Origin of the sequence: Belliella baltica DSM 15883, assembly GCF_000265405.1 — a bacterium.
Classification (GTDB): domain Bacteria; phylum Bacteroidota; class Bacteroidia; order Cytophagales; family Cyclobacteriaceae; genus Belliella; species Belliella baltica.
Genome location: NC_018010.1, coordinates 791,611 through 817,239, shown reverse-complemented (window position 1 = coordinate 817,239; position 25,629 = coordinate 791,611). Strand labels below are relative to the sequence as shown.

Below are 25,629 nucleotides of genomic sequence, written 5' to 3'. Positions count from 1 at the left end.
GAAGGTAATCAAAACTCAATGAAAAAATTAAGCATGGAAGAACTCAATCGACTTTCGGTTGAGGAGTTTAAGGAAGTGAAAAAAAGCCCTCTTGTGATTGTCTTGGATAATATTCGGAGTTTGAATAATGTGGGGTCGTCTTTTAGAACTGCTGATGCTTTTTTGATTGAGAAAATTTACCTCTGTGGGATTACAGGAACACCACCTCACCGAGACATTCAGAAGACAGCCTTGGGAGCGACGGATTCTGTCGCTTGGGAATACAAAAGCAGCACGCTCGAAGCAATTGAAGAACTGAAGCAAAATGGATTTGAGATTTGTGCTTTTGAGCAGGTGGACAAAAGTGTGATGTTGCAGGAATTTCAGCCTCAAGAAGGTAAAAAATACGCCCTGATTTTTGGAAATGAAGTTTTTGGAGTGGAAGAAGAAGTAATCATGGCATCAGATCACCTCTTAGAAATCCCACAACTTGGCACCAAGCATTCCTTAAATATCTCAGTCACTTTAGGAATTGGTATTTGGGATTTCATGAGTAAGATGGGGCTTTTTGAAATAGAAAGAGAAGAATGAGATCAGCTATTTTTTAGAATCGTTCTCCACAAGATTTGCAGAAGATAGAATCGATGTCTTGATTTGCAGTTTTACAAACTCGGCAAGTTTTTCTTTCTTTTTTGAGAGCTTGACTACTTGCCATGGTTAATTCTGAGGTGACGATTCCTGTTGGAACTGCGATGATGGCATAGCCAAGAAGCATGATGACAGAGGCTAATAATTTACCAAGTGGAGTAATCGGTGTGATATCGCCAAACCCAACAGTTGTCAAGGTCACGATAGCCCAATACATCGACATGGCGATACTGGTAAACCCGTTTTCGGGGCCTTCTACTATAAACATCAATGTACCTGTGATCAATACAATGGTTAATACAGTTCCTAAGAAGAGTTGGATTTTTGGTCGGCTAGATTTGAGAGCAGTTTTCAAAACTTCGGCCTCTTTCATGTATCGGCCAAGTTTTAGAATCCTTACCACTCTCAGAAATCTGAGAGCTCTAATCACGACAAAAAATTGTGTTCCAACAAGGAATAGACTCAAATATGAAGGGATAATGGCAAGAAGATCTACGATCCCATAGAAGCTAAAAATATATCCAAGTTTTTTCTTACTCAGCCAAATTCTCCCAATATATTCTACAGTAAATAAACCAGTTAGGATCCATTCTAATATCAAGAATTCATTGTGGTATTTGGCATACAAACTAGGTTCGGAATCTAAAATCACAACGACTAAACTTGCCATGATCATCACTAAAATGATCAAATCGAAGTTTTTAGATGCCTCATCATCATGCTCAAAAACGATGTGTGCAAGTCGGGATTTGGATGGGAAAAGAGACATTATGATTTGAATTTTTTGAGTTTTACTATTTGAAATTATTTATCCCTAGCGGGAGAATGAACTCTCGTTTACTTCTATCATTTCTAATTCAATCAAATATGTAAATGTTTGCGTGAATTTTTGCAAAAAAGTTCCTAAAAATCATCTTAGAAATGTACTCGAGTTAATTTTATCTTTTTTGGAATTGGTCTTTATGATTTTCTTTCAATTAATCTTAGCCCAACTTAGACCGCAATAATACATTTAAAACTTTTATAAAAATCATAGAAAAAATCAATCAATATTTATTTGGATTTAATCTAAATAGAATGATATTTGTCATGTTATTTAAAATTAGTCTTAATAAATGAAATCTAACTTCTTTTTGTATCTATTCCTTTTAGGTGCTTGTTCATCTCCAAAGGAATCCGAAATAAAATCTGAAAAACGCATCATCACTGCTGGTGGAACAATCACGGAGATCGTATCAGAATTAGGTCTTGGCGATTTAATCGTTGCAACTGACATCACTTCTACCTATCCGACTAAAATGAAAGAACTCCCTTCTATAGGTTATCGAAATCAAATCAAATCAGAAGGAATTTTATCCATGAACCCAGATGTGATTTTGGCTGAGACAGATTATTTATCAGCGGATGTAGTTGCCCAACTCAAGGCTACAGGGATTGAGGTGAAGTTCTTTGAAAAGCCGACTTCAGTAAAAGGCGCTTTTAGCTTGATCTCAGATTTGGCTAATTATTTAGGTGTAACAGAAAAAGGTAAATTGATTCAAGAGGAAGTAAAAAACGAGCTTTTAGAGTTAGCGCAATTTTTAGAAAAGCAGGAAGTGGTTGAAAAGCCAACAATGCTGTTCATCATGGCTAGGGGAGAAGATATGGTTTTTGTAGGGGGAGATGATACTTTCGCCTCTTCTATTATTCAGCTTTCAGGTTTGCAATCTCCAGTTTTAGGTTTCAAAGACTTTATTCCATTGACTCCTGAAGCATTAGCGAAGTTCAATCCTGATTATATTTTAATGTTTGACTCAGGTTTGGCAACGTTGGGCGGAGAAGAAGGCTTGACGAAGATAAGAGGGATTGAACAGACTCATGCCTTCCAAAATGGGCAAATCTTAGCTTTTGATGGATTATTACTCTCTGGTTTTGGTCCTAGAGTAGCAGAAGTAGCTTTAGAAATCGCAAAATCTGTTTATCCATGATCAAAACTTTGCAAGCAAGTATTCCTAGAGAAAAGCACCGAATTCAAAATACAGTGTTGCTGTTTTTGAGTTTGCTTTTGGTGGGACTTATTTTATTATCTGCATCGCTAGGAGCATATCAGATTCCCTTTGAATCTGTTTTAGGTGTGCTTTCGAGCAAACTGGGGCTATCGTGGGGGTATTTTACTGAACCTCAATCGCAAGTTTTAATGACCATCAGGTTCCCAAGGATTTTGATGGGGATCTTGATAGGTGGAGGACTAGGACTTGCTGGCGCTGCTTTACAAGGACTGTTCAGAAATCCGATTGTAGAACCTGGTTTGATAGGTGTGAGTTCTGGGGGCGCATTTTTTGCAGTTGTTTTTATTGTTTTCGGTGCTGGTTTGACAAGTCTTTCACCTTTATTTTCCTTAATTGGTTTGCCCCTCTTTGCATTTTTAGGCGGATTGCTTGTCACATTTTTAGTTTATAACATTTCAAGTCATTCAGGTAAAACAGATATTTCTGTATTGATTTTGGCAGGGGTAGCTATCAATGCGCTAATGGGTGCTTTGATTGGATTGGTTTTGTTTTATGCGGATGATGCGGCATTGAGAAATTTTACTTTTTGGAGTTTAGGAGATCTTGGAGGTAGTAATTGGTCAAAACTCGGAATTGCTGCGGCTTTGATCCTTCCAGGAATAGGCTTTATAATCAGACTATTTCCACAACTCAATGCGATGGCATTGGGCGAGCGAGAGGCATATCATATGGGTGTGAATGTTCAACATGTGAAATATGTGTTGTTCCTTTCATCTGCATTGATTGTAGGGACAGCGGTGTCTTTGAGTGGAACTATTGGTTTTGTAGGCTTGGTGGTTCCACACCTTATCCGACTTGGTTTTGGTGCAGATCATCGTTTGGTTTTGCCGGGATCATTTCTTCTAGGGTCCATTCTCCTTTCTTCAGCTGATTTACTAGCAAGAAATTTGGTTCAGCCTGCGGAATTGCCAATTGGGATCATTACTGCTTTGCTAGGAGCTCCATTTTTTATCTATCTAATCGTCAATTTCAAAAAAGTAAAACACTAAAATGCTACAAGGGAAAAATATTCATTTCTGTATTACAGATACTCCGATCATAGGAGATGTAAATGTCAAACTTGAGCCTGGCAAATTCACAGTTATTATTGGTCCAAATGGAGCGGGAAAGTCAACGCTCTTTAAGATTCTATCCGGAGACATTTCTTGCAGTAGAGGTGAAGTTCTTTATAACGGAAAACCCATTAAGTCATTTTCGAGTCAACAATTGTCGAGAATCCGTGCAGTAATGCCACAGCACAGTTCCGTTTCTTTTCCTTTCTCGGCTTGGGAAGTAGTAGAATTAGGAACCCTTAATGCACCTCAAGAATTCGATCAAAAAGAGATCATTGAGGTAATGGAAAAACTCCAAATTTGGCACTTGAGAGATAGGTCATATAACCTCCTTTCAGGAGGAGAAAAACAGCGTGTGCAATTAGCAAGGGTATTGATTCAAATCTGGAAAAAACAGGCTTTCCCAAGATTTTTACTTTTGGATGAACCTATTTCTAGTATGGATATTTCTTTGCAACATTTGGTTTTGGGCCTTCTCAATGAGCTAAAAACTAGAAATATTGGCATTCTATCGGTATTGCATGATTTAAGTTTAGTAGGAAATTATGCTGATGAAGTGATCATGATGAAAAATGGAAATATCTCCTTCCAAGGCCATGTCTCCAAAGTTTTCAACAGCCATAATCTAGAGTTTTTATTTGGCTATCCTATTCAAGTTAGAAAGTTCAATGATGGCCCAGGACTTTTGGTTCATAGCCTTCCTATACATCATATAAATTATAGCATATCACAAGTACAATAAACATATGGAAACTACAATTTTGAATCAAACAAGTCCGCTCAAATTGGCTTGGGAAAAACTGAAAGTTGAGCAACCAAATTTAAGAATTAGAGACGCCGCAATTCAGCTTGGAGTATCTGAAGCCGAGCTTTTAGCTTCGCAAATTGGTGAAACAGTAACTGCCTTGAAATCAAATTGGTCTGATATTTTGCTGGATTTCAAAAAGCTGGGTAAAGTCATGTCACTTTGCAGGAGTAATGGCTGCGTGTTAGAACATAAAGGCAATTTTCAAAAAATTACCATCGATGGAAATGCACCACATCAAATTGCAACTGTAATTGGACCAATTGAGCAGAGAATATTCTTTTCAGCCTGGAAATTTGGATTTGCAGTTGAAAATGAGACTCCAAGAGGCAAAATACGAAGTCTTCAGTTTTTTGATAAATCAGGAACCGCGATTTTGAAGGTTTATCTTCAGGATGACTCAAAGATTGATGTTTACAATCATCTAGTGACAACTTACCGCTCCAAAAATCAGGATCAAAACTTGCAAGTTGAGGATTTTGCCAAGCCTGAATATGCTAAGAAAATTGACATGGAAGCATTTACCAATGATTGGGAAAATATGAAAGATACCCATGATTTTTTTGGGATGCTTAGAAAGCATAATGTACACAGACTAGATGCGGTGAAATGGGTTGATGATCGATGGGCACGCGAAGTGGATCGACTTTCCGCACGTAAAATCGTGGAAACTGCCTCAGCTTCTCAGTTGCCAATTATGATTTTTGCTGGGAATAAAGGAAACATTCAAATCCATCAAGGAAAAGTAAAAACTGTCCGGCAAATGGGAGATTGGTTCAATGTTTTAGATCCACAATTCAATATGCATTTAAATGAAAAATTGATATCACAAGCATTTGTTGTTCATAAGCATACAGAAGATGGATTGGTCTCTTCTTTGGAATTATTCGATGAAGATGGGGAAATGATTGCCCAGTTTTTTGGATTGAGAAAACCTGGTTTGCCCCAATTACCTGCATGGAAAGCATTGGTAGATAGTTTGTAAATTCATCTTGCAGGGAGAATACTTCCTGCAAAAAAATTTAAGTTTATGATTAGATTTAATCTAAATAAAATTAGCCTTCTTATTTTTTTCCTTTTTAGTGAGCTATCCTTTGGCTTTAGTCTCCAAGAGGAAAAGAAAATCGTGGATTCATATGGCAAACCTATTCCTCATGCTTTAGTCAAAATAGAAGGTGAGAAAGTGCTCTTAGTGGATGAGAAAGGAGTGGTGTCTTTGGATCAAACAGCAGATAAGATAATTGTCTTTGCATTGGGCTACGAAAGTTTACAATTGACTTGGGAGGAATGGGAAAGTAAAAAGGCTATCATTCTTCTAGAAAAGAGCGGAAACCTTCAAGAAGTAGTAGTCTCTGCTACTCGTACCGAAAGGAGTGTTGAACAATTGCCCATGCCTGTAACAGTTTTGAATACAATACAAATTCAGAATACTGGTGGAGTAAGATTATCGGAAGTTTTGCGTGAGCAAACAGGTCTTCAAATTACCTCCAATCATGGATCTGGCTTACAAATGCAAGGTTTAGATTCAGATTATATTTTGATTCTTTTGGATGGTGAGCCAATGATTGGTCGTACTGCAGGCACTTTTGATTTAGATCGTATATCCGTTTCTAATATTGAAAGGATAGAAATCTTGAGAGGTCCATCGAGCGCAATTTACGGCAGTGAAGCAATGGGTGGTGTGATCAATATCATCACCAAATCATATCAAGATAAGTCTGACTTGAATCTTGGTCTCCGACACCGTTCTTTCAATACTTGGAATCCATATTTCGAACTGGGAATAGGAAAAGATAAATTAAATGCTCAGATTTTCATTGATCATCTTCAATCAGATGGATTTGACCTTACTCCGGAAGTTATTGGTCAAACCCAAAATCCCTATAAAGCATCTACTGCACAGGTCAAAGTTTCAGGGATGATCTCTGACAAACTCAGTTTCAATTTGTTTGGGAGAGGGTATCTAGAAAACTCATATGGAATACTCCAAACAACTGGAAGTACTGAAACAGAATTACTAGACTTAGACAACCAAAGAGGCGATATAAATTTCAATCCTACCCTTCGCTTCAAGCCAAATGCTGATTGGACATTTACGCTGAGAGGAATGAGTTCTTGGTTTTCGACAAGGTCTGAATCAAACTTTAGAACTAGTGGGGAAATCTTCGAATTTCAAGAGTTCGATCAATTTTTCCATCGAACAGAATTGCAAACCGATTTTATGGCTAACTCCAAGAACTTAATCACGCTTGGTGTAGGACAGTCAGTTGAAACTGTAGAGGCCACGAGGTTTGAAGAGTTGAATCGCTTTGATGCGGGATATATTTTCTTGCAGCATATTTGGGATCCATTACCAAATGTAAATTTTGTTTCGGGACTGAGAGCTGATTTTCATAGCCAATTTGGGAATAGACTAAGCCCAAAAATCTCAGGACAATATCAAATTTCAGAAAACTTCAGTTGGCAGGCTTCTTTAGGAGCAGGCTTCAAGGCTCCTGATTTCCGCCAATTGCTTTTGAATTTCAACAATGCTGCTGCTGGATATTATGTGTTTGGTGCAAATTTGGCCTCAGATGGGATTACAAAACTTCAGGAGCAAGGCTTAGTTGCTCAAGTTTTGATAAATCCATCCTCTATAGGTCAGTTGGATGCAGAAACATCAAGGGCGCTGAATACAGGGTTCAGATGGAAACCAAGCTCCAATAGCCAAGTGACCTTAAATGCTTACAGAAATGAAATAGATAACTTGATTGAAACGGCGCCTATTGCTCAATTGGTGACAGGCCAAAACGCATTTTCTTATTTCAACATTAGCAGCGTGGTTACGCAAGGCTTGGAAGTTGATGTACAAGTTCGATTGTTAGAGAATCTTCGCTTGAGCGCAGGGTATGCTTTTTTGGATACTAAAGATGTAGAAGTAATTCAGCAAATAGAAAACGGGGAAATTTTCAAGCGAAACGATCAGAATCAAACCCGCAGAGTTACTCGGTCGGACTATGGAGGTCTTTTCAATAGAAGTAGACATTCGGGTAATCTGAAACTCAATTACCAAGAGAAACATTCAGGAATTGATTTAGCATTTAGAGCAATTTTCAGAGGAAAATTTGGGTTTGCAGATCTCAATGGAAACCTAATCCTCGACGATGAAAGTGAGTATGCTCCTAGCTGGATTAGTTATAATATGACAGCCACCAAGACTTTTGAAAATGGGATGTTCCTTGAAATTGGAGGGACTAATCTCCTCAACACCATAACAGCAGCCCAGCCAAACAACCCTGGAAGAGTAATATTTCTAGGGGTCAAATTGCCAATTCTTAACCTTATAAATAGATAAAATAAAAATGAAAACTATCCAAAAATTAATCTTTACAGTTAGTATTGCCACTTTGCTCTTTTCTTGTGACGACAATGATGATTTGGTTCCTACAACTCCTCTGGAAGTCACAATGGTAGAAGATTTAGCCGCACCAAATGATGAAATTGATCGCAATACAGGTGAGGTTGTAGTGGTACGCCCTTTTCAATATTTCAGTTTAGAAAGAAATGAACTTGTAACTGAGACTGAAGACTGGGATTTAGCCTTCAAAGGTACTACTATCAGAGTAAATAGTTCAAAAAATGTAGAGGCTGCCATAGTAAATGGAATTTTCGAAGAAATTAGTGAGGTTCCAGCAAATGCAACTTTTAGCACTGATTCTGACAACACCTTTGCCATCCCAACAGGTAGTGGAAGCGGTTGGTATAATTATAATTCTGCGACATTTACAGTGACACCAATACCTGGAAGAGTGATCTTGGTGAAAAGTACGGATGGAAATTATCTCAAACTTGAAATCTTAAGCTACTATAAAGGCAATCCACCTGCTGCCGAAATCGATCCTAGAATCACTCCAAGTGGATACTACACTTTTAGATATGTGCTCCAAGCAAATGGCACTTCCAAATTTTAGAGCTTTGATTATAAAAGCAAATACTTCAAAATTCATATCAAAAATTCGAATTTGACTTATTTAATAAGCAAAAAGGAAGCTTTATCAGGCTTCCTTTTTTAGATTGGAAGTAAGCGTTATTGTTTGTCCCATCATTGAATAAAGCAAAATTATTCACTTCGTTTATCAAAAAAGCAAGACTGTTTAGTAATTTAGCCTTATGGTGTACAATTGGAAGATCAGAGAGAAAGCAGAGGAAGAAAATGTGACAGCTTTGAGTAGTGAGATCAATGTGAACATGACCCTTGCTAATATGCTGGTCAATAGGGGCGTGAGTACTTTTCAAAAGGCAAAGGATTATTTTAGACCTGATCTTGACAAGCTGCATGATCCATTTTTGATGCAGGACATGGACAAGGCTGTAGATCGGCTAATTCATGCGATATCTAAGGAGGAGAAAATATTGATCTATGGTGATTATGATGTAGATGGAACTACATCTGTGGCCTTAGTTTATGGATATTTGAGTCAGTTTTATAAGCATTTGGAATTTTATATTCCAGATCGATATAAAGAAGGTTACGGGATTTCCGAACGCGGAGTAAGATATGCAGCGGAGAATAATTTTAAGCTAATCATATCTTTGGATTGTGGAATTAAAGCAATTGAAAAAGTCAATCTGGGAAAAGAACTCGGAGTTGATTTCGTTATTTGTGATCATCATACACCAGGCGATACACTTCCTCCAGCTGCTGCGATTTTAGATCCAAAAAGGAATGATTGTGCTTATCCATACAAAGAGCTCAGTGGTTGTGGGGTAGGTTTTAAGTTGATCCAAGGCTATGCCCAAAAAACAGGTAAGGATCTCGCACAAGTTATTTCTTATCTTGATTTGTTGGCAATTAGTATAGCAGCCGATATTGTTCCGATTACAGGGGAAAACAGAATTTTGACTTTTTATGGATTAGAAAGATTAAATAATAACCCAAGACCTGGAATCAAGGCACTGATTCTCAAAAGCAGAATTGAGAAAGAAATTGAAATCTCTGATATTGTATTTAAAATCGGTCCAAGAATCAATGCTTCTGGAAGGTTGGAGCACGCCAAAGCTTCAGTAGAATTGTTGATTTCCAAAGATTTGGATGATGCAATGAAGCAGGCAGAAGCCGTAGATACTGTGAATGCAGCAAGGAAAAATTTTGATGAAAATATCACAAGAGAAGCATTGCAAATGATAGAGGAGCAAGACACCGTGGCCCAAATGAAATCAACGGTGCTTTATAAAGAAGACTGGCATAAAGGAGTCATAGGAATAGTCGCTTCGCGCTGTATTGAAAAGTACTATCGACCTACTATCATCCTCACAGAATCAAATAATAAAGCCACAGGAAGTGCTAGATCAGTCTATGATTTCAATATTTACGAAGCTATCAGTGAATGTAGTGAGCTTTTAGAGCAATTTGGTGGTCATAAATATGCAGCAGGTCTTACTATGGCTGTGGATAAAGTAGCTGCTTTTCAACAGAAGTTTGAGGAAGTCGTCAGTGCCCGAATTAGGGAAGTCCACATGATGCCAGTCTTGGAAATTGATGATGAGATTTTATTAGATCAGATTAATTACAAATTCTACAATATTCTCAAACAAATGGCGCCTTTTGGTCCAGGAAATCCAGAGCCTATATTTTATGCCAATCAAGTATATGCTGAGGATGTTCGGATATTGAAAGAGAAACATCTTCGTTTCAATGTCGTTCAGAATGGTCAAGTTACAAAGCCTGTTTGCATTGCTTTTGGAATGGCAGATCGTACAAAGTATGAAGATGAGATTGTTTATAAAATGCTCAAACAAAAGATGAGATTTGATCTTGCTTTTGAAATTCGAGAGAATACCTTCAGAAATAATAGTAGCTTGCAACTTTACGTCAAAGACATAAAATTTGATTAAATATGATGATTTTAAAGGCAGATAATCTGGTCAAAATTTATAAGGGAAGAAAAGTAGTTAATAATATTTCTGTAGAGGTCAAGCAGGGAGAAATTGTTGGTTTGCTTGGTCCAAATGGAGCAGGTAAAACGACCTCATTTTATATGATTGTTGGCTTGATTCAGCCCAATGAAGGGCAGATTTTTTTAGATGAAAATAATATTACTTCCCTTCCTATGTACAAAAGAGCACAATTAGGAATTGGATATTTAGCTCAGGAAGCCTCGGTTTTTCGAAAGCTTTCAGTTGAAGAAAATATTATGGCTGTCTTAGAAATGACTAAGATGAAAAAAGCTGAAAGAAAAGAAAAAGTAGATAGTTTGTTGGAAGAATTTTCCTTGACCCATGTGCGAAAAAATCTAGGAATGGTCCTTTCAGGAGGCGAAAGAAGGAGAACGGAAATTGCTCGAGCTTTAGCAGTGGATCCTAAGTTTGTTCTTTTAGATGAACCATTTGCCGGAGTAGATCCAATTGCTGTGGAGGAAATTCAAACTATAGTTGCCAAATTGAAGACCAAAAATATTGGGATATTGATTACAGATCACAATGTGAATGAAACGCTTTCTATCACTGACAGGGCGTACTTGATGTTTGAGGGTCAATTACTAAAAGCAGGGACAGCAGAAGAACTAGCCGCAGATGAGCAAGTAAGAAGAGTTTATTTAGGTCAGAATTTCGAATTAAAACGTAAAGTATTTAATTGATGGAAGTAGTTAATTCTTTTATGACCTGGATTTTCAAAAGCCGTATAGGTCAAATCAATAACTTTAAGCAACACCCAATAGAAGTTCAAGAAGAAATTTTGGGTGAGCTCATTCATTCCGCTAAGAGAACAGAATTTGGCAAGAAATATAATTTTTCTAAAATCAAAGATTACAAAGATTTTGCTGCACAAGTCCCCATTCATGATTATGAACAAATGAAGCCTTATATAGAAAGAACTATGGAAGGGCATCAAAATACCATCTGGAAATCAGAAATTGAGTGGTTTTCTAAATCATCTGGCACGACTGCAAGCAGAAGCAAATACATACCTGTTTCTCAAGAATCCTTGGAAGAGTGCCATTTTAAAGGAGGGAAGGATATGATTTCGCACTATGTTAATAATTATCCAGAGAGCAAGCTTTTTTCTGGAAAGGCATTGACTATAGGTGGAAGCTTGGCCCCCAATCCAATTTCACCCAAGCTTGCAAGTAAAGTGGGTGATATATCTGCAGTGATTACACATAATTTACCTATTTGGGTTCAAATGGCTAGAACGCCACAGTTAAATGTGGCATTGATGGGAGAATGGGAAGCAAAGATTGATCGCATGGCGCGAGAAGTAATGAACGAGAATGTTACCAGTATCTCTGGTGTTCCTACTTGGACTATTGTATTGCTACAAAAGATTTTAGAGTTAAAAAAAGCAAATCATATTCTTGAAATTTGGCCAAACCTTGAAGTATTTTTCCATGGAGCAGTGGCATTTGGGCCCTATAGAGCGCTTTTCAAAGAGCTTATTCCTTCAGAGAAAATGCACTATATGGAAACTTACAATGCTTCCGAAGGCTTTTTTGGAATTCAAGATCAGAAGGATTCAGATGAGTTGCTTTTGATGTTGGACTACGGAATATTTTATGAATTCATTCCAATGGAAGAATGGGAAAATGATGACCCAAAAGTGATACCTCTTTGTGAGGTTGAAAAGGAAAAAAATTACGCCATCTTAATTTCTACAAATGCCGGTCTTTGGAGATACAAAATCGGTGATACAGTGAAATTCACTAACACGTCTCCATATAGAATTAAAATTTCGGGAAGAACGAAACATTTTATCAATGCATTCGGAGAGGAAGTTATTGTAGAAAATGCAGAAAAGGCCATTCAAGTTGCTGCAGAAAACACCCATTCTACCATTACAAATTTCACTGCTGCTCCAGTATATTTCGATGGGGCAAAGTCCAAAGGAGCCCATGAATGGATCATTGAATTCAAGACAATGCCAGAAGATCCTCAGTATTTTGTGAAATTACTGGATGATTCATTGAGAGAAATTAATTCTGATTATGATGCCAAACGTTATAAGGATTTAGCATTAACTTCTCCAAAAGTTCATTTTGTAAATGAAGGAATATTTGAATCATGGTTGAGATCTAGAGGAAAGCTAGGCGGGCAAAACAAAGTTCCAAGACTATCAAACACGAGAGAACATATCGAGGAGATATTAAAATTAATGGATAAAGCTGATTAAAAGTATCTGTATTTTGTGTTAAATCGACTCAGTTTTTTCAGTTGATTAAGGTAGTTTCAAGTGAATTAAAGATCTGTCGATTTTACTTTCGAAGCGATCACCGCAGGTCTATAGGAAGCAAGAAATGTGATCGTAATTACTGCGACACTAGTCCACAAAAAATCTGTCCAAATCATTTTTACCGGGTAATTGTCGATTACAGAAGAGCTGATTCCTAAAGAGACTATGCCATAAGTGTCCTGGATTAAACAAACGATAAACCCTAAAAATAACCCTATTGTAGCACCTGAAAATGCGATAATAGCACCTTGTTTGATATAAATTTTCTTGATCAATTTGGCTTTCGCACCCATAGCTATTAATACCGCTGTATCTTTTTTCTTTTCGATTGCCATCATAGATAAAGAGAAGAAAATATTGAAAGAAGCGACAGCAAGAATGAAACTTAAGGTTATAAAGACAAAAAGCTTTTCAACTTTAATAGTCCGTAGAAGTCCAGCATGTTGTTCATCTGTGTCTTTGACCGAAAAGTCTTCACCAAGGACAGTTTTCAATCGTTTTTTGACTGAGGAAATGCTGAATCCTTCCTTGACTTTAATTTCAATTGAAGTTCGTTTTTGACCGTAATTGAGTAGGTTCTTAACAAAATTAAGAGGAGCAATGATGTAATTATCATCAAACTCTTTTTCAATACTGAAAAATGCCGATGGCTTGATTACATCTCTTGAATAAAGTTGCCTTGGATCTAAAGTTCCAGCATTTCTAGGAGCTTTGGGATAGAAAACCTGAAGTAATTCAAATTCATTGTCTAAGTCCATGGATAAATAAAAACCAACCCCTCTTCCAATGATTGCTTTAGGTTGCGATTCAGTGCCCAGCTCTAATTCCCCCCAAATGTAACCTTCATTAAAACGACCCTGCTTCAGGTAATTTTCAGAAACGCCCTTGAGTCTAGCAAGATGTTGATAATCTTTGTATTTGAAAAGAGCATTATCTTCTATGACTTCTGTCAGAATTTCAACCCCCTCAGTATCTCTAATCTGTTGAAGCCAATCATCCGTGACTTCAAATGACTTTCCTTTTACAGATTCGATTTTCAATTCCGCATCAAAAGATGCATATAAACTCCTAATTAGATCCTCGAGGCCATTGAAAACAGAAAGAACAATCACCAAAGCCATTGTTCCCACTGCCACCCCAATCATAGAAATGCGCGATAGGATGGTGATGAAATTCCGTTTTTTTTTACTTCGGAAATATCTAGATGCTATGAAAAAGGAAAGATTCAAAGTCTTAAATTTTCTGATGATTAATCTTCTTCTTCGTCGTCTGCGGAGGCTTCTGGGATGTCTAAAGATGAAATAATTTTATCCATGTGCTGTGCATAAGAAGCGGACTCGTCCATAAAGAAAGCAATCTCTGGAATGATTCTCACACTTTTTCCAATGCGTCTTCCAAGATGCTTTCTGATTTCTTTTTTATGATCATTGATTTTATCAAAAAGTTCTTGATTATTGGCTAAGAGCAAACTTAAATTGATCTTAGCAACACTCAAATCGGGACTCATAATTACTCTCACTATTGTTACCATTGCATTACCTACCAATGGTTTTGCTTCCTTTTGAAAAATTTCTCCAAGCTCTTTCTGGATTAGCTTTGAATATTTTTGTTGTCTTTTACTTTCCATATTAATAATAGTTGGTACAAATTTAGTGAATTAAATGAGTAACCTTTAATTTCGTATGTTCCGATTGTTCCACCACTCAATATAAATCCTATTTTGCTACGATTTTTCAGAATCAACGACCCCTTCAGATTGATTGGTATTTTAATCATATTGGTTATACTCAGTGGGACATATTTTTGGATTTTAGATGTGCCTATGTTGCAACCTGAACTGATTTGGATGTTAGCAGGTGAAAGGCTTGCAGATGGGAATCATATGTATAAGGATGTTGTGGATGATACAGGGCCATTATCTGCTGGAGTGTATTGGATAATTCATTTAATCTTTGGAAAAAGCTTAACAGCTCTTAGGCTCTTGGCGGCATTGGTGATTTTGTTTCAAGTAACTTATATCAATTCATTGTTTATTAGATATAAGTCTTTTGAAGAAAACACCTACATACCTGCTGCTATAATGGTGGTTTTATTTCATCTTTCTTATGACTTTCTTACTCTTTCACCAGCTTTGATGGGGAGTACTTTTATATTACTTGCTTTAGGACAATTATTTTCTCAGACAGTTTTACAGAAAGAAGGCTCTGATTCAGTGTTGCTGGTAGGGGTTTTTGGTGGTATTGCAGCTTGTTTCCATTTTCCACTGGTTGTTTTTTTACCTTTCTTGGTAGTTTCAGGAGTAATAGTAAGTGGGTTTACTTTCAATCAATTTGTTTTGGCATTGGTGGGCTATTTTCTTCCTATTGTATTGGTTGGTCTTTATTATTTTTGGATAGATGCATTACCTGACTTTATTTTTGAATATTTTTTTGCTACACGTATTCTTGAGGTATATCAACATATTAGTATTGAGGACACCGGATTGCTTTTTGCCTTACCAGTAGCTTTGGCATTGATAGGCTATTTTGTCGGCCTGTGGTTTAAGCTTATCACAGTCAATCAACAAAAGCAGCGGCAGTTGATTTTTATTTTTCTTTTGTTTGCAATCAGTTCAGTGTTTTTGACTAATCGAAGGACACCATACCAATGGATTATTTTACTTCCTGCCTTGACTTATTTTATTAATCAAATTTTTATTTATCTAACTCAAAAAAGGGTCTTGCAAATTTTTGTTATTTTATTCTTTTTGGGGATTCCTCTGGTAGGATATGGCTGGTTTATATTTCAAAATAGCGCTGGTAATTTTGATTCTTATGCTATTGTCTATCAAGAAAAACATCAAATAGCTAGGGGAAAAAAGATTTTAGTACTTGGAGATGATATTGCCTATTATAAAGAGGCTAGCCTAGGAGCATCCTATCTGAATAGTAAGTTGTCAAATAGGATTTTAAAAGACTTCGATGATTTTGCAGATATGGCTGCTGTTTATCAAGAGTTTTTTACAGAGAAGCCAGATCTTATTATAGATCAAGAAGGCGTTTTTGCAGGATTGACTGACCGAGTTCCCTTGCTCAATAATTTATACCAAGAAGAAGCTAATGGGATATACTTGCTCAAATGAAAATGAGAGTTGGCAAGAATATAAAAAAAATAAGATTACTCAATTTAAAATTTTATTTTGTTTGGTTAATTTATCCACTTTTTAGAAGGACTAGTTGAATTTAAATTTCTCAGTTACGGTCTTTTATCCACAAAATTAGGGTTTAAAAAAATGTTTTATAATATTGATTTACAGATAGTTATGACTAGTTCGCTTACTGATGTTGATAACTTAATGAAAATGTGGATAAAAAAACCTTGCTTTTTACTATCTACGAATGCGGCTCATTTTAAAGGATTTTGATCAGTGGATAAACAAAAGAAAGAGGTCTGCGTTACGACTTTGTGTTATCAAATATGTATTTCAAATAGAATAAAATTTGGTTGCAATCTCTCTTAAAATTTTAAATTTCCTTTAAGCTAGAAGAAGATGTGCTTTTTATAAAATAATAGGTCAATTTCTTAACAGGATAATTCAATTGGTAATAATTAAGTAACATGTCAGATAAAGTCAGCATTTTAATATTACTGACTTATGGATCTACTTTTCTTGGTTTATCCTTGTAAAATTTTCTAGTAAAGCTTCATTTGAAATCATGAACTTTGAAGAGTTATTGAATAACCCTTCAAGGAAAATCAAAGTTTACAATCTTTGAGCGACGAGGCGTGAACCATGGGTTAAAGAAATCTCCTGTTTTGAGGTTGTTAAACTGCTTTTGCTGCATCCATTTGATCTATGATGTCTCCATAATCCAGTTTGTCCCAATTTTGAGTGATTAGAGGATTAGACATCACTTTGTCCATAATGCTTTCTTGTAGCTTTCCTTGAGCATAAGCTTCAGAATATGGCATATCTGAGAATGTCACCATAGTGTAGAGAGGTATCCAGTCTTTTGGATAGAGACTGTGTAGTTTTGCTTCTATTTTCTTTCTGATAATAAACTTAGGATCAGCTACAGCATCTCTCATTTCTGTGAAGTTTTCCAATGCCAATTGGCAAATCGCATCTGTATCAGGTTTTCTGTTTTTTTGGAATTTTGCAAAAATCAAATCCCAAGCAGTAGTTCCATATTTATCGATCAAGCTATCCAAGATAAAGCAATCCTCAAATCCACAATTCATTCCTTGTCCATAAAAAGGAACCATGGCATGTGACGCATCACCGATCAACAAAGCCTTGTCTTGAACCCAAGGATAGCATTCTATATTGATCAGTGCTGAAGTTGGGTTTCTTAGAAATTCCTCAGCAAGATTTGGCATTACTTGATAAGCATCATCAAAATATGTCTTAAATACGCCTATCACATCCTGCTTGTCATTGATTTTGTCAAAGCAAACTTTAGTACCTTCAAAAGGTAAAAATAAAGTACAGGTAAATGATTTATCTGGGTTGGGAAGGGCGATCAGCATGAATTTCCCTCTTGGCCAAATGTGAAGTGCATTTGGATCCATTGCAAATTCCCCATTTGGAGTCGCAGGTATTGTCAATTCTTTGTAGCCATGGGAGATGTATTCTTGCTTGTAATTGAATCGACCCTGCTTTTGCATTGCCATTCTTAAAGCACTATATGCTCCATCTGCTCCAATTATAATATTCGAAAAAACACGATTTTTTTCAAAACCCACTGCAAAATGCATCTCATTTTTGTGTAGGTTAATGTAGTCACATCGATGGCCAAAATTCATCTTCACACCTTCTTTTTCCGCTTCATCAATTAATACTCTATTGAATCGACCTCTCGAGATGGAGTAAATTGCTTGATTATCTTTGCCATAAGGCATAAAGGTGGTTTTACCGTGTTCATCATGAACTTTTCGTCCATACATCGGGATAGCCAAAGGCATAATTTTGTCTTTAAGCCCAATTTTTTCCAATGCCTTCCACCCTCTATCACTCAAAGCCATATTGATGGACCTGCCCTCTTCTTTGTATTGAGATTTTCTATTGTCTTCTCTTTTTTCATAGAGAGACACATCCAAACCTCTTTTTTTCAAATAAATACTCAAAAGTGATCCTATCAAGCCAGCACCTAAAATGCTTATATCGTTTTTTTCCATTACTTCCTTTTCAATACCTTTCTTTTCACGCAAACTTTTGCAGTGATTGCTCTAGGATTTTGGCAAATCTAAACACATCTTCATAGCTGTTATAAAGGGGTGTAGGAGCTATTCTAATCACATTTGGATTTCTCCAATCTCCAACAATGCCGTTTTTATAAAACTCATCGAAAACAGCCTTCCCGCCTTTATGAACGAGCAAAGATAATTGACAGCCGCGCTCGTTTATGTTTTTGGGTGTAATTATTTCAAGTACACCACTATTTCCACTTATTTTTTGAATTAAAAACTCAAGATATGAGGTTAAAGTTTCACTTTTTTCTCTTAAAGTTTTAATTCCAGCCTGTTGAAATATATCTAAAGAAGCTTGATGCGCTGCCAATGCCAACACATTAGAGTTGGCAAGTTGCCAACCGTCAGCACCAAACATAGGCTTGAAGCCTTTTTCCATTTTGAATCGCTCCCCTTCATCATGACCCCACCATCCTGCGAAACGTATCATGTCAGGTTTTTCAGCATGATTTTCATGAACAAATATCCCCGAAACATTCCCTGGACCAGAGTTCATGTATTTATAACTACACCATGTAGCAAAATCCACACCCCAATCGTGTAAAGCCAAAGGAACATTGCCAGCTGCATGAGCTAAATCAAATCCAACAAAAGCTCCTTCATCTTTTACGGCTTGAGCAATTGCTTTCATATCAAAAACTTGACCTGTGTAATATTGCAGCCCTGCCATCATTACTAAAGCCAGTTCCTCACCTTGTTCTTTGATCGATTGAAGAATATCCTCCGTTCGTAGTGTATGCTCTCCATCCCTAGGAGCTAATTCGACAATTGCTTTATTGGGGTCTAGTCCATGAAATTTTACTTGAGTTTCCAACATGTACATGTCGGAAGGAAATGCTCCTGCTTCTGTGATTATTTTAAATCGTTTTGCATTTGGCCGATAGAATGAAACCATCAAAAAGTGTAGGTTTGAAGTCAAATTATTCATCGCGACCACCTCGTGCTCATGTGCTCCTACAATTTCGGCAAGTGCTGGTTTAGATTTTTTTCGAATATGATACCACGCATCTTCTCCGTGGAAATGCCCATCAACAGCCATCTCAGCCCAATTACTCAACTCTTTTTGAATATAATTTTGCGTAGTTTTGGGTTGTAAACCAAGTGAGTTGCCACAAAAGTAGATTGCTTCTTTGTCCTCTACTTTCGGGAAGAAAAATTTTGACCGAAATGACTTGAGTGGATCTTTTTCATCCATTTTTTGGGCAAAATCCAAACTGTATTCAAAATTGATTTGATTACTCATGCTTTCATTTTTTTGATTTTGGGCTAAATTTTGAATCAGAATTATTTGGTCATGATAGTCCCACAACTTTTGCAAGTGGTATGTTCGGGGTTTGACCAAAAACGATCCATAATCGGTGGGAGTTGATTGACAATATCTGTGACAACAGCATATTCTTCATAGAGTTTTTCGCCACAGTTTTCACAATGCCAAATAAAACCATCTCGCTCCCCTTCTCTTCTATATCTTTCAAAAACCAAACCGATGGTGTTTGCTGGCCTTCTAGGGCTATGTGGGGTTCGAGGGGGTAAGAGGAAGATTTCTCCTTCTTTTATATTAATGTCCTCTGGTTTCCCATCTGTCACCACTTTGAGAGTAATATCTCCCTCTATTTGGTAGAAAAATTCTTCTCCCTCGTTATAATGATAGTCTTTTCGTGAATTTGGTCCGCCAACTACCATCACAATGAAATCTTCATTATTCTTAAAAATTTGTTGATTGCCAATTGGTGGTTTAAGTAAATGTCTATTTTCCTCTATCCATTTGATAAAATTAATTGGTTTTGATATTGGCATGGTTTGGCTGGTTTTGATTTTTGGTTTTTCTTTTTTTGCACTCTAGAAATGTTTTTCATCATCTCTGAGTTGTATTCAGGCTTTCAATACATTCTTAACTCAAAAGAAGGCTAAAAGTATAAAAAAACTGTCATTTTTTGAGTTTCTTTGATTTTCAAATCTATTCTTATGATACAATTACCCATTGTCGATACTCATTGTGATTTACTTTCTTACCTAGCAAGTGTGCCAGGGGCTCGTGCTGATAAGGTTGAAGATATTGCTTGTGCTGTTCCTTTTTTGAAAAAGGGAAATGTCAAATTGCAGATTTTGGCCATATTCACAGATGTAGTGCCGGGGAGCATGGACTTTGCTTCGAAACAAGCAGCTCATTTTCAGGAAATCTTAGCTACTTTTTCGAGTGATTTGCAGTATGCGACCAAAGATTTCCTAGCTGATTTAGCCCAACAAGAGAAAATTGGTGTCGTGACTTCTATAGAAAGCGCGTCGGGTTTGGCTAATGAAAGGGTGCCCTTGCAGACGGCTTTTGATAATTTAGATAAAATCATAGCCCAAACTGGGAGAGTAGCTTACATCAGCTTGACACATCACAAAGAAAATAGATTTGGTGGAGGGAATTATACTGAAGGAATTGGGCTGAAGGATGATGGCAAAAGATTGCTGGACTACGTGGCATTCAAGAATATCCCTATTGACCTCTCGCATACTTCTGATTTGCTTGCTGAAGGAATATTGAACCATATTGATCAAGAAAGTTTAGATATCCCAATTTTAGCAAGCCATTCTAATTTTCGTTCCATTTGGAATCATAAGCGGAATTTGACTGACGAATTTGTTAAGGAAATTATTCATAGAAAAGGTGTGATTGGGGTGAATTTTCTCAGGGCTTTTTTAGACAATGATAATCCTGATAGGATATATGACCATATTTTATATGGCTTGGAAAAAGGTGCAGAAGATCATATATGTTTTGGGGCTGATTATTTTTATACGGTAGGATTTGCAGATATTGGAAGAGAGCCTTTCTATTTCCCAAATGTGGAAAATGCTGGGAAGTACCCGGATGTTTTGGGTAATTTATCAGGAAGAATGAGTACTGAGCAACTTGAAAAGTTAGCTTTTAAAAACGCCCAAAATTTCTTTTCAAGAGTTTGGAGATAAGTTATAATACCTAAATAGAATACCATGTCCTCTCATCATTTTGTCAAAGAGCAACAAGAACCTGCCTTGCTTATTTTGGATACCAATGGCTTCGGTTACGAAACTATTGCGCCACTTTTGGAATGGTCACCTACTGTGTTGGTGGCTCAGGAAGAAGTACATACGGTTATTTCCTGGGGGATTAAAATCGACTGTATATTAGCAACTATGGATTTTCAAAAAGAAAATTACCATTTATTAGAAGAGCAATATCCAGTTAAATTTTTAGGGATTGATAATGACGAGTTTTTGGAAAATGGATTACAATACTTGATTGCGACAAAGCACTCGGCAGTAAATATCATTGGGTTTGATCATCAGCACATTTTTGATCTAGAAGAAAAATTAAGCTTTTTGGATTTAGTTGTGTGGTACCCTCCTATGCGGTATTTTCCAATTAAAAATGGCGTGTTTAAAAAATGGTTTTCTTCTGCGACCTTACAGCTTCATGCTCCTGAGGGGACTTTTATTGAGGTCCAAGAAGATGGGGAAAGTCACATTCATAGAATTTCCCATGCTACTTTTGTTGAAGTGGGTGAAGGGACGACCGTTTTGAAGTCGGATAAGGTTTTTTGGGTTGGAGAATTTGTTATGGAAGTTTAAGGGACAATTCCTATCAGCATTTATCTAACTGTTTGGAAATAAAAAACTCACTTCTGTGCCATTTGAATTGCTTTTTATATCAATATTGACTCCCAGATATAAAGCGATTTTGTACATAATTTGGAGACCAAATCCAGATTTATCTTTTTCCACTTCGTTTAAAAATACAATCCCATCTTTTACTTGATTCAAAAGGTTTTCAGAGATCCCCGGCCCAGAATCATTTACAGAAATCTCATATCCTTTGGTACTCATTTTTCCCTTTAAAACGATAGTACCTCCTTGTGGGGTATATTTCAGGGCATTGATCAGCGCATTTTGGATCATCATATTGCAAAGTGATTTATTACTGTTTTGAGCAATGAATGAATCTTTCTCCTTAATTCTTAAACTTATATCCTTATCCTCTGCTAAGGCAAGCCACTCTTCTTTGAGTTCGGAAATGATTTTATTCAAAGACACGGAGTCATTTTTTAAAAATTGGGTATTGTTTACTTTCGAAATCAACAAGAGTGCATTGACTGTTTTTTTCATTTTTTGAATAGTCAATTGCATGTCCATTAATTTTTCCATTTGTCTATCGCTTACGCCTTCACTTGAAAAAAGTGTCTCTACTTTTGTCTGAAGGATAGATATAGGAGTTTTTAATTCATGGGAGGCATGTGAAATAAATTCTCTTTCTTGATTGAAAGATTTTTGAATTCTTTTCATCATATCCGTAATCGATTCATCTAGCAATTTGAATTCATCTGTCGAAGTTTTCTCTGGCAAATAGGGAAATTGCTGTGGTTCATGGATCTGCGAAAGTTTCTTTGTGATGATTCTTTTGAATGGAAGGAGGATTCTTTCAGTATAAAGCGAGTCTAAAAAAGAAGTTAAAACTAGAAAAACGATCAACGTACTGATTAAAATATTGAAAAGGATAGACTCAATATCATTGATAGTTTCAATGCTTCTGCCTATTTCTATGATATATGTATTGTCATCAGAGGTAAAAGTATGTGAATAGACCCGATAGGTTACTTTTTCTCTTTCCAGAATTCTATCCTCAACGAAAATAGTGTCTACTTTGGTGTCGTACTGCCATTGTTCAAGTAAAATATATTCTTCTTTTAAGATATTATATGAACCAAAGCCAATACTTGGATTTTCTTCTTCAATAAATGTATCTATACCTTTTTCAGAAATTATTTCTAAAACCTCGTCTTTTTTGTCAAGAAGCTGATTGTCTGTGTCTAATATTGCGAAGTATTTTAGTAAAAAGGGAGCAGCGGTCAAGAATATCAATAGGATGAATCCTTTGGAAAGCAGATTATAGAGTAGGAGTTTTTGGGATATTTTCATAAAAATTATCTCCTGATTTTATAGCCCAATCCTCTTACGGTCTCTAGCCAATCCATATCGGCAAATACGCCCATTTTTTTTCTAATATTTTTAATATGTACATCAATATAATTCGATTGATGATCATCATCCAAATGATCTCCCCACAAATGTTCTGCAAGTTGGAATCTATTGAGTACTCTGTTTTTATTAATTAAAAGAAAATGAAGAAGTCTAAATTCTTTGTTTGTTAGAGGAATTTCCTCTTTTTCATGCATTACGACCTTGCTGTTGAGATCCATTTGGAAGTCTCCGATTTCTAGAATGTTGCTGTGCCATCCTCCTTTTCTCCTAGCGATTGCTTGCATTCTAGCTTTGAGTTCTAATAAGGAGAATGGTTTAGACAAATAATCATCAGCACCTTGTTCTAGTCCTTCAACTTTATCATTTATTTCAGATCTTGCTGTCAAAATAATGATAGAAACATCTTTTTGATATTGATTGATTTCTTTGATCAAATTCAATCCATTTCCATCAGGAAGTCCTAAATCGAGCAAGACAAAATCATAGGGATTAATAGCTAATTTTTCAGAGGCATCTTTCAAATTTTTTGACCAATTGCATATATATCCTTCTTTTTCCAAGAAGTCTATCATTTCAATTCCTAATTGTTGTTCATCTTCAACTAATAATACTCTCATAACCTCTATTTCTTTTTGATAGGAATCGCATAGGAGGTCTGCAAAGAAAAAACAAACCTACGTGTAGAATTATCGAACGCTGGAAGGTTTAAAGGGTGGATGTATCTTGTATGAAACTCTAAATCCCAATATCCGATTCCAAATGTAATTGGCAAAACAGCTTCCCAGCTTAAAAGCTGAAGTTTCTCTAAACTTAAATTCTCTTGTCCACTTAAATCATAGCCAGAATGATAAAATTGTGAGGTGCCAGCCATCAAGGTAAATTTGGGTTCAAATGAATCATGAAGTTTAGATTCCTCCTGGAGGCGTCACTGGCTTTCCAGGTTTATCTGGCCTAGATGGCCTTACTACAGGTGGAGTTGGTCTTGCTCGAGGAACTGTAATGTTTGGCCTTGTTATTTGACCCGGTATATTTAGTTTATTATTTGTTCTTGATTTAGCTTGGTTTGATATTTCTTTTCCTCTTTCAGCATTTCCTGCTCCTAGTTTTGCTTTTTCATTTGCTGGTTCAGAGGAGTTTCCTTTTTTTTCTGCTTTTTCTCTTATTAAAGTACTTTTTCGTGCTGCACTTGAGATACTTATTCCTTTTTCTTTCCCACCTTCAGTTGAAGTTGCCTTTTGACTGATTTCTACGCCTTTTTCGGCCTTTTCAGGTAATTCCGTTTTAGTTGGTTTTGTTTTCTCTTTTTCTGTTGATTGGGAGAAAGTAACTCCTGCTATCAAGAAAAATAGAAGTAAGAATGTTAAACTTTTCATTTCAGTTTAATTTACTTACAAAATAGAAACAAAAGAATGAAGCAAAGATGAAGAATTCTAATTTTTTGAAAATTAATACTTTAAAATGTCGCTTTTACAATTCTGTCTTTATTATTTAAGTCCTTTAAGATCGCAATTTCTGTGTAGCCCAGCTCTTTCAAAAGATCATATATTTCTTGTCCAAGTGCTTCATTGATCTCAAAATATAATTTACCACCTAAGATAAGACTAGATTTAGCTTTTTGTGCGATTATTTTATAAAAAATCAATGGGTCATTGTCTTTTACAAACAGTGCCAAATGAGGTTCGAAATTGAGGACATTTTCATGCATGAGAGATTTTTCTGACTCGCAGACATAAGGAGGATTGCTAACTATAATATCTAGATTTCTAATTGGAATTTCTTCTTTTAAAATATCAGTTTGGAAAAACTCAACTCTTGCTTCGTTTTTTTCAGCATTTTCGATTGCGACTCTTAGTGCATCTTCACTGATGTCTAAGGCAAAAATCTTCGAAGAAGGAATTTCTAAAGCTAAGCTAATTGGGATACAGCCTGAACCTGTTCCAATATCCAAAATTCGGAGATTCAGTTTTTTATTTTCTTTGATAATCAAATGAACCAGCTCCTCTGTTTCATTTCTTGGAATCAATACAGCCGAATTCACAATGAATTCACGACCATAAAATGGAGCTTTTCCAAGGATATATTGAATAGGTACTTTTTCTAAAAGTTGAGAAAATGCTGCCTCCAGATTTTTAGGGATTTTTGCTAAATTTTCATCTTTTAAAATTTCCATTTTCCCTTTTTTCAGAAAAGCTTCAAATAGCCAGAATATTAAACTTTCAGCCTCTTGCTTTCCATAGATGGGCTGGAGTTTTTCGGAATAAGTAGTGAAAAGTGTTCTTAGCGTCATATTGAAGAAATAAGGTGGACAAAGTTAAGATTTCCTGTTAATCAATCTATCAAAAATGATTGTTCCAATTCCATAACAAACCACATCCCAAATATCAGCTGTGTAAATATCAGACCAGGCAGACAATAGAACTTCAAAAAGAAAGGAAAAATATAGCCAGCCAACGAGCAGCTGGAATTTGGAGAAATAAAAACAATTTTTCAATGGGTGAATCCACTTCAATATTTGAAGCGTGATCCCCAAGACGACAGGCATAGCCAAAAAATCATCCAAAATAGGCATGGATAAATGGGACAAATATCCCAAACAATCTTTCGATAGCTTGATTGATCCAAAAAAGCAAACAAGCCATCAAAAAGTAAATGTTT

The 25,629-nt window shown here is 36.3% G+C and carries 25 protein-coding genes; 13 read left to right on the top strand and 12 right to left on the bottom strand.

All coding sequences use genetic code 11. The features are described from left to right. Positions 1–18 precede the first annotated feature (18 nt). Positions 19–570: an RNA methyltransferase gene (locus BELBA_RS03810; RefSeq protein ID WP_041779217.1), complete on the top strand. Its 552-nt coding sequence runs from the start codon at positions 19–21 to the stop codon at positions 568–570. Between the two features lie 13 nt (positions 571–583). Here the strand turns inward: BELBA_RS03810 and BELBA_RS03805 are convergent, their stop codons facing one another. Then, positions 584–1,396, bottom strand: coding sequence for an ion transporter (locus tag BELBA_RS03805; RefSeq protein WP_014771433.1), 813 nt, complete (start codon positions 1,394–1,396; stop codon positions 584–586). A 346-nt stretch (positions 1,397–1,742) separates the two neighbouring features. On the opposite strand from BELBA_RS03805, the gene BELBA_RS03800 reads away from it, so the two are divergent. From BELBA_RS03800 to BELBA_RS03760, 9 genes are all read left to right on the top strand, one after another. Beyond that, positions 1,743–2,594, top strand: coding sequence for a heme/hemin ABC transporter substrate-binding protein (locus BELBA_RS03800; protein ID WP_014771432.1), 852 nt, complete (start codon positions 1,743–1,745; stop codon positions 2,592–2,594). Next, positions 2,591–3,664 carry a FecCD family ABC transporter permease gene (locus BELBA_RS03795; protein ID WP_014771431.1) on the top strand — a complete coding sequence of 358 codons (1,074 nt, stop codon included), beginning with the start codon at positions 2,591–2,593 and terminating at the stop codon, positions 3,662–3,664. Before BELBA_RS03800 ends, BELBA_RS03795 begins: the two co-directional genes overlap by 4 nt. A gap of 1 nt (position 3,665) precedes the next feature. Beyond that, the gene (locus BELBA_RS03790) at positions 3,666–4,469 is read left to right on the top strand and encodes a heme ABC transporter ATP-binding protein (RefSeq protein WP_014771430.1); all 804 of its coding nucleotides are present in this window, start codon (positions 3,666–3,668) and stop codon (positions 4,467–4,469) included. Between the two features lie 4 nt (positions 4,470–4,473). Beyond that, positions 4,474–5,517: a hemin-degrading factor gene (locus tag BELBA_RS03785; RefSeq protein ID WP_014771429.1), complete on the top strand. Its 1,044-nt coding sequence runs from the start codon at positions 4,474–4,476 to the stop codon at positions 5,515–5,517. Positions 5,518–5,562: 45 nt separating this feature from the next. Next, on the top strand, positions 5,563–7,866 hold the full coding sequence (locus BELBA_RS03780) for a TonB-dependent receptor plug domain-containing protein (RefSeq protein WP_014771428.1): 2,304 nt from the start codon (positions 5,563–5,565) through the stop codon (positions 7,864–7,866). Between the two features lie 7 nt (positions 7,867–7,873). After that, positions 7,874–8,482 (top strand): HmuY family protein, encoded by a 609-nt coding sequence (locus BELBA_RS03775; RefSeq protein ID WP_014771427.1) that lies wholly within the window; start codon positions 7,874–7,876, stop codon positions 8,480–8,482. A 199-nt stretch (positions 8,483–8,681) separates the two neighbouring features. Continuing rightward, positions 8,682–10,406, top strand: a complete 1,725-nt coding sequence (gene recJ / locus BELBA_RS03770) for a single-stranded-DNA-specific exonuclease RecJ (protein WP_014771426.1) — start codon at positions 8,682–8,684, stop codon at positions 10,404–10,406. A gap of 5 nt (positions 10,407–10,411) precedes the next feature. Beyond that, complete coding sequence (gene lptB, locus BELBA_RS03765; protein WP_041779507.1) at positions 10,412–11,149, top strand: LPS export ABC transporter ATP-binding protein; 738 nt, start codon at positions 10,412–10,414, stop codon at positions 11,147–11,149. Further along, positions 11,149–12,678: a GH3 auxin-responsive promoter family protein gene (locus BELBA_RS03760; protein ID WP_014771424.1), complete on the top strand. Its 1,530-nt coding sequence runs from the start codon at positions 11,149–11,151 to the stop codon at positions 12,676–12,678. Before lptB ends, BELBA_RS03760 begins: the two co-directional genes overlap by 1 nt. Before the next feature lie 65 nt (positions 12,679–12,743). On the opposite strand, the gene BELBA_RS03755 is transcribed toward BELBA_RS03760, so the two are convergent. Both BELBA_RS03755 and rbfA read right to left on the bottom strand, forming a co-directional pair. Then, complete coding sequence (locus BELBA_RS03755; protein WP_014771423.1) at positions 12,744–13,967, bottom strand: FtsX-like permease family protein; 1,224 nt, start codon at positions 13,965–13,967, stop codon at positions 12,744–12,746. 20 nt (positions 13,968–13,987) lie between these two features. Then, entirely contained in the window at positions 13,988–14,365 is a 378-nt protein-coding gene (gene rbfA, locus BELBA_RS03750; RefSeq protein WP_014771422.1) for a 30S ribosome-binding factor RbfA, read from the bottom strand. A gap of 93 nt (positions 14,366–14,458) precedes the next feature. On the opposite strand from rbfA, the gene BELBA_RS03745 reads away from it, so the two are divergent. Then, complete coding sequence (locus BELBA_RS03745; protein WP_014771421.1) at positions 14,459–15,859, top strand: hypothetical protein; 1,401 nt, start codon at positions 14,459–14,461, stop codon at positions 15,857–15,859. Positions 15,860–16,542: 683 nt separating this feature from the next. Here BELBA_RS03745 and BELBA_RS03740 read toward each other — a convergent pair. From BELBA_RS03740 to BELBA_RS03730, 3 genes are read right to left on the bottom strand one after another with little or no spacing between them, the layout of a single operon-like run. Beyond that, positions 16,543–17,895: an FAD-dependent oxidoreductase gene (locus BELBA_RS03740; protein WP_014771419.1), complete on the bottom strand. Its 1,353-nt coding sequence runs from the start codon at positions 17,893–17,895 to the stop codon at positions 16,543–16,545. A gap of 25 nt (positions 17,896–17,920) precedes the next feature. Then, complete coding sequence (kynU, locus tag BELBA_RS03735; RefSeq protein WP_014771418.1) at positions 17,921–19,210, bottom strand: kynureninase; 1,290 nt, start codon at positions 19,208–19,210, stop codon at positions 17,921–17,923. A 41-nt stretch (positions 19,211–19,251) separates the two neighbouring features. Continuing rightward, positions 19,252–19,764 (bottom strand): 3-hydroxyanthranilate 3,4-dioxygenase, encoded by a 513-nt coding sequence (locus tag BELBA_RS03730; protein ID WP_014771417.1) that lies wholly within the window; start codon positions 19,762–19,764, stop codon positions 19,252–19,254. Between the two features lie 168 nt (positions 19,765–19,932). Between BELBA_RS03730 and BELBA_RS03725 the strand changes: the two genes are divergently transcribed. Together BELBA_RS03725 and BELBA_RS03720 are read left to right on the top strand one after the other, a co-directional pair. Further along, on the top strand, positions 19,933–20,925 hold the full coding sequence (locus BELBA_RS03725; protein ID WP_014771416.1) for a dipeptidase: 993 nt from the start codon (positions 19,933–19,935) through the stop codon (positions 20,923–20,925). Between the two features lie 24 nt (positions 20,926–20,949). Continuing rightward, positions 20,950–21,567: a hypothetical protein gene (locus tag BELBA_RS03720; protein WP_014771415.1), complete on the top strand. Its 618-nt coding sequence runs from the start codon at positions 20,950–20,952 to the stop codon at positions 21,565–21,567. Between the two features lie 24 nt (positions 21,568–21,591). Here BELBA_RS03720 and BELBA_RS03715 read toward each other — a convergent pair whose 3' ends face one another. From BELBA_RS03715 to BELBA_RS03690, 6 genes are all read right to left on the bottom strand, one after another. Beyond that, the gene (locus tag BELBA_RS03715) at positions 21,592–22,911 is read right to left on the bottom strand and encodes a sensor histidine kinase (RefSeq protein ID WP_014771414.1); all 1,320 of its coding nucleotides are present in this window, start codon (positions 22,909–22,911) and stop codon (positions 21,592–21,594) included. Between the two features lie 5 nt (positions 22,912–22,916). Continuing rightward, complete coding sequence (locus tag BELBA_RS03710) at positions 22,917–23,591, bottom strand: response regulator transcription factor (protein ID WP_014771413.1); 675 nt, start codon at positions 23,589–23,591, stop codon at positions 22,917–22,919. Positions 23,592–23,596: 5 nt separating this feature from the next. Continuing rightward, positions 23,597–23,845 (bottom strand): hypothetical protein, encoded by a 249-nt coding sequence (locus BELBA_RS03705; protein ID WP_014771412.1) that lies wholly within the window; start codon positions 23,843–23,845, stop codon positions 23,597–23,599. Between the two features lie 34 nt (positions 23,846–23,879). Further along, positions 23,880–24,347 carry a hypothetical protein gene (locus BELBA_RS03700; protein WP_014771411.1) on the bottom strand — a complete coding sequence of 156 codons (468 nt, stop codon included), beginning with the start codon at positions 24,345–24,347 and terminating at the stop codon, positions 23,880–23,882. Between the two features lie 80 nt (positions 24,348–24,427). Beyond that, entirely contained in the window at positions 24,428–25,261 is an 834-nt protein-coding gene (prmC, locus tag BELBA_RS03695) for a peptide chain release factor N(5)-glutamine methyltransferase (protein WP_014771410.1), read from the bottom strand. A gap of 24 nt (positions 25,262–25,285) precedes the next feature. Then, positions 25,286–25,543, bottom strand: coding sequence for a magnesium citrate secondary transporter (locus tag BELBA_RS03690; protein WP_245531126.1), 258 nt, complete (start codon positions 25,541–25,543; stop codon positions 25,286–25,288). Between the last annotated feature and the right edge of the window lie 86 nt (positions 25,544–25,629).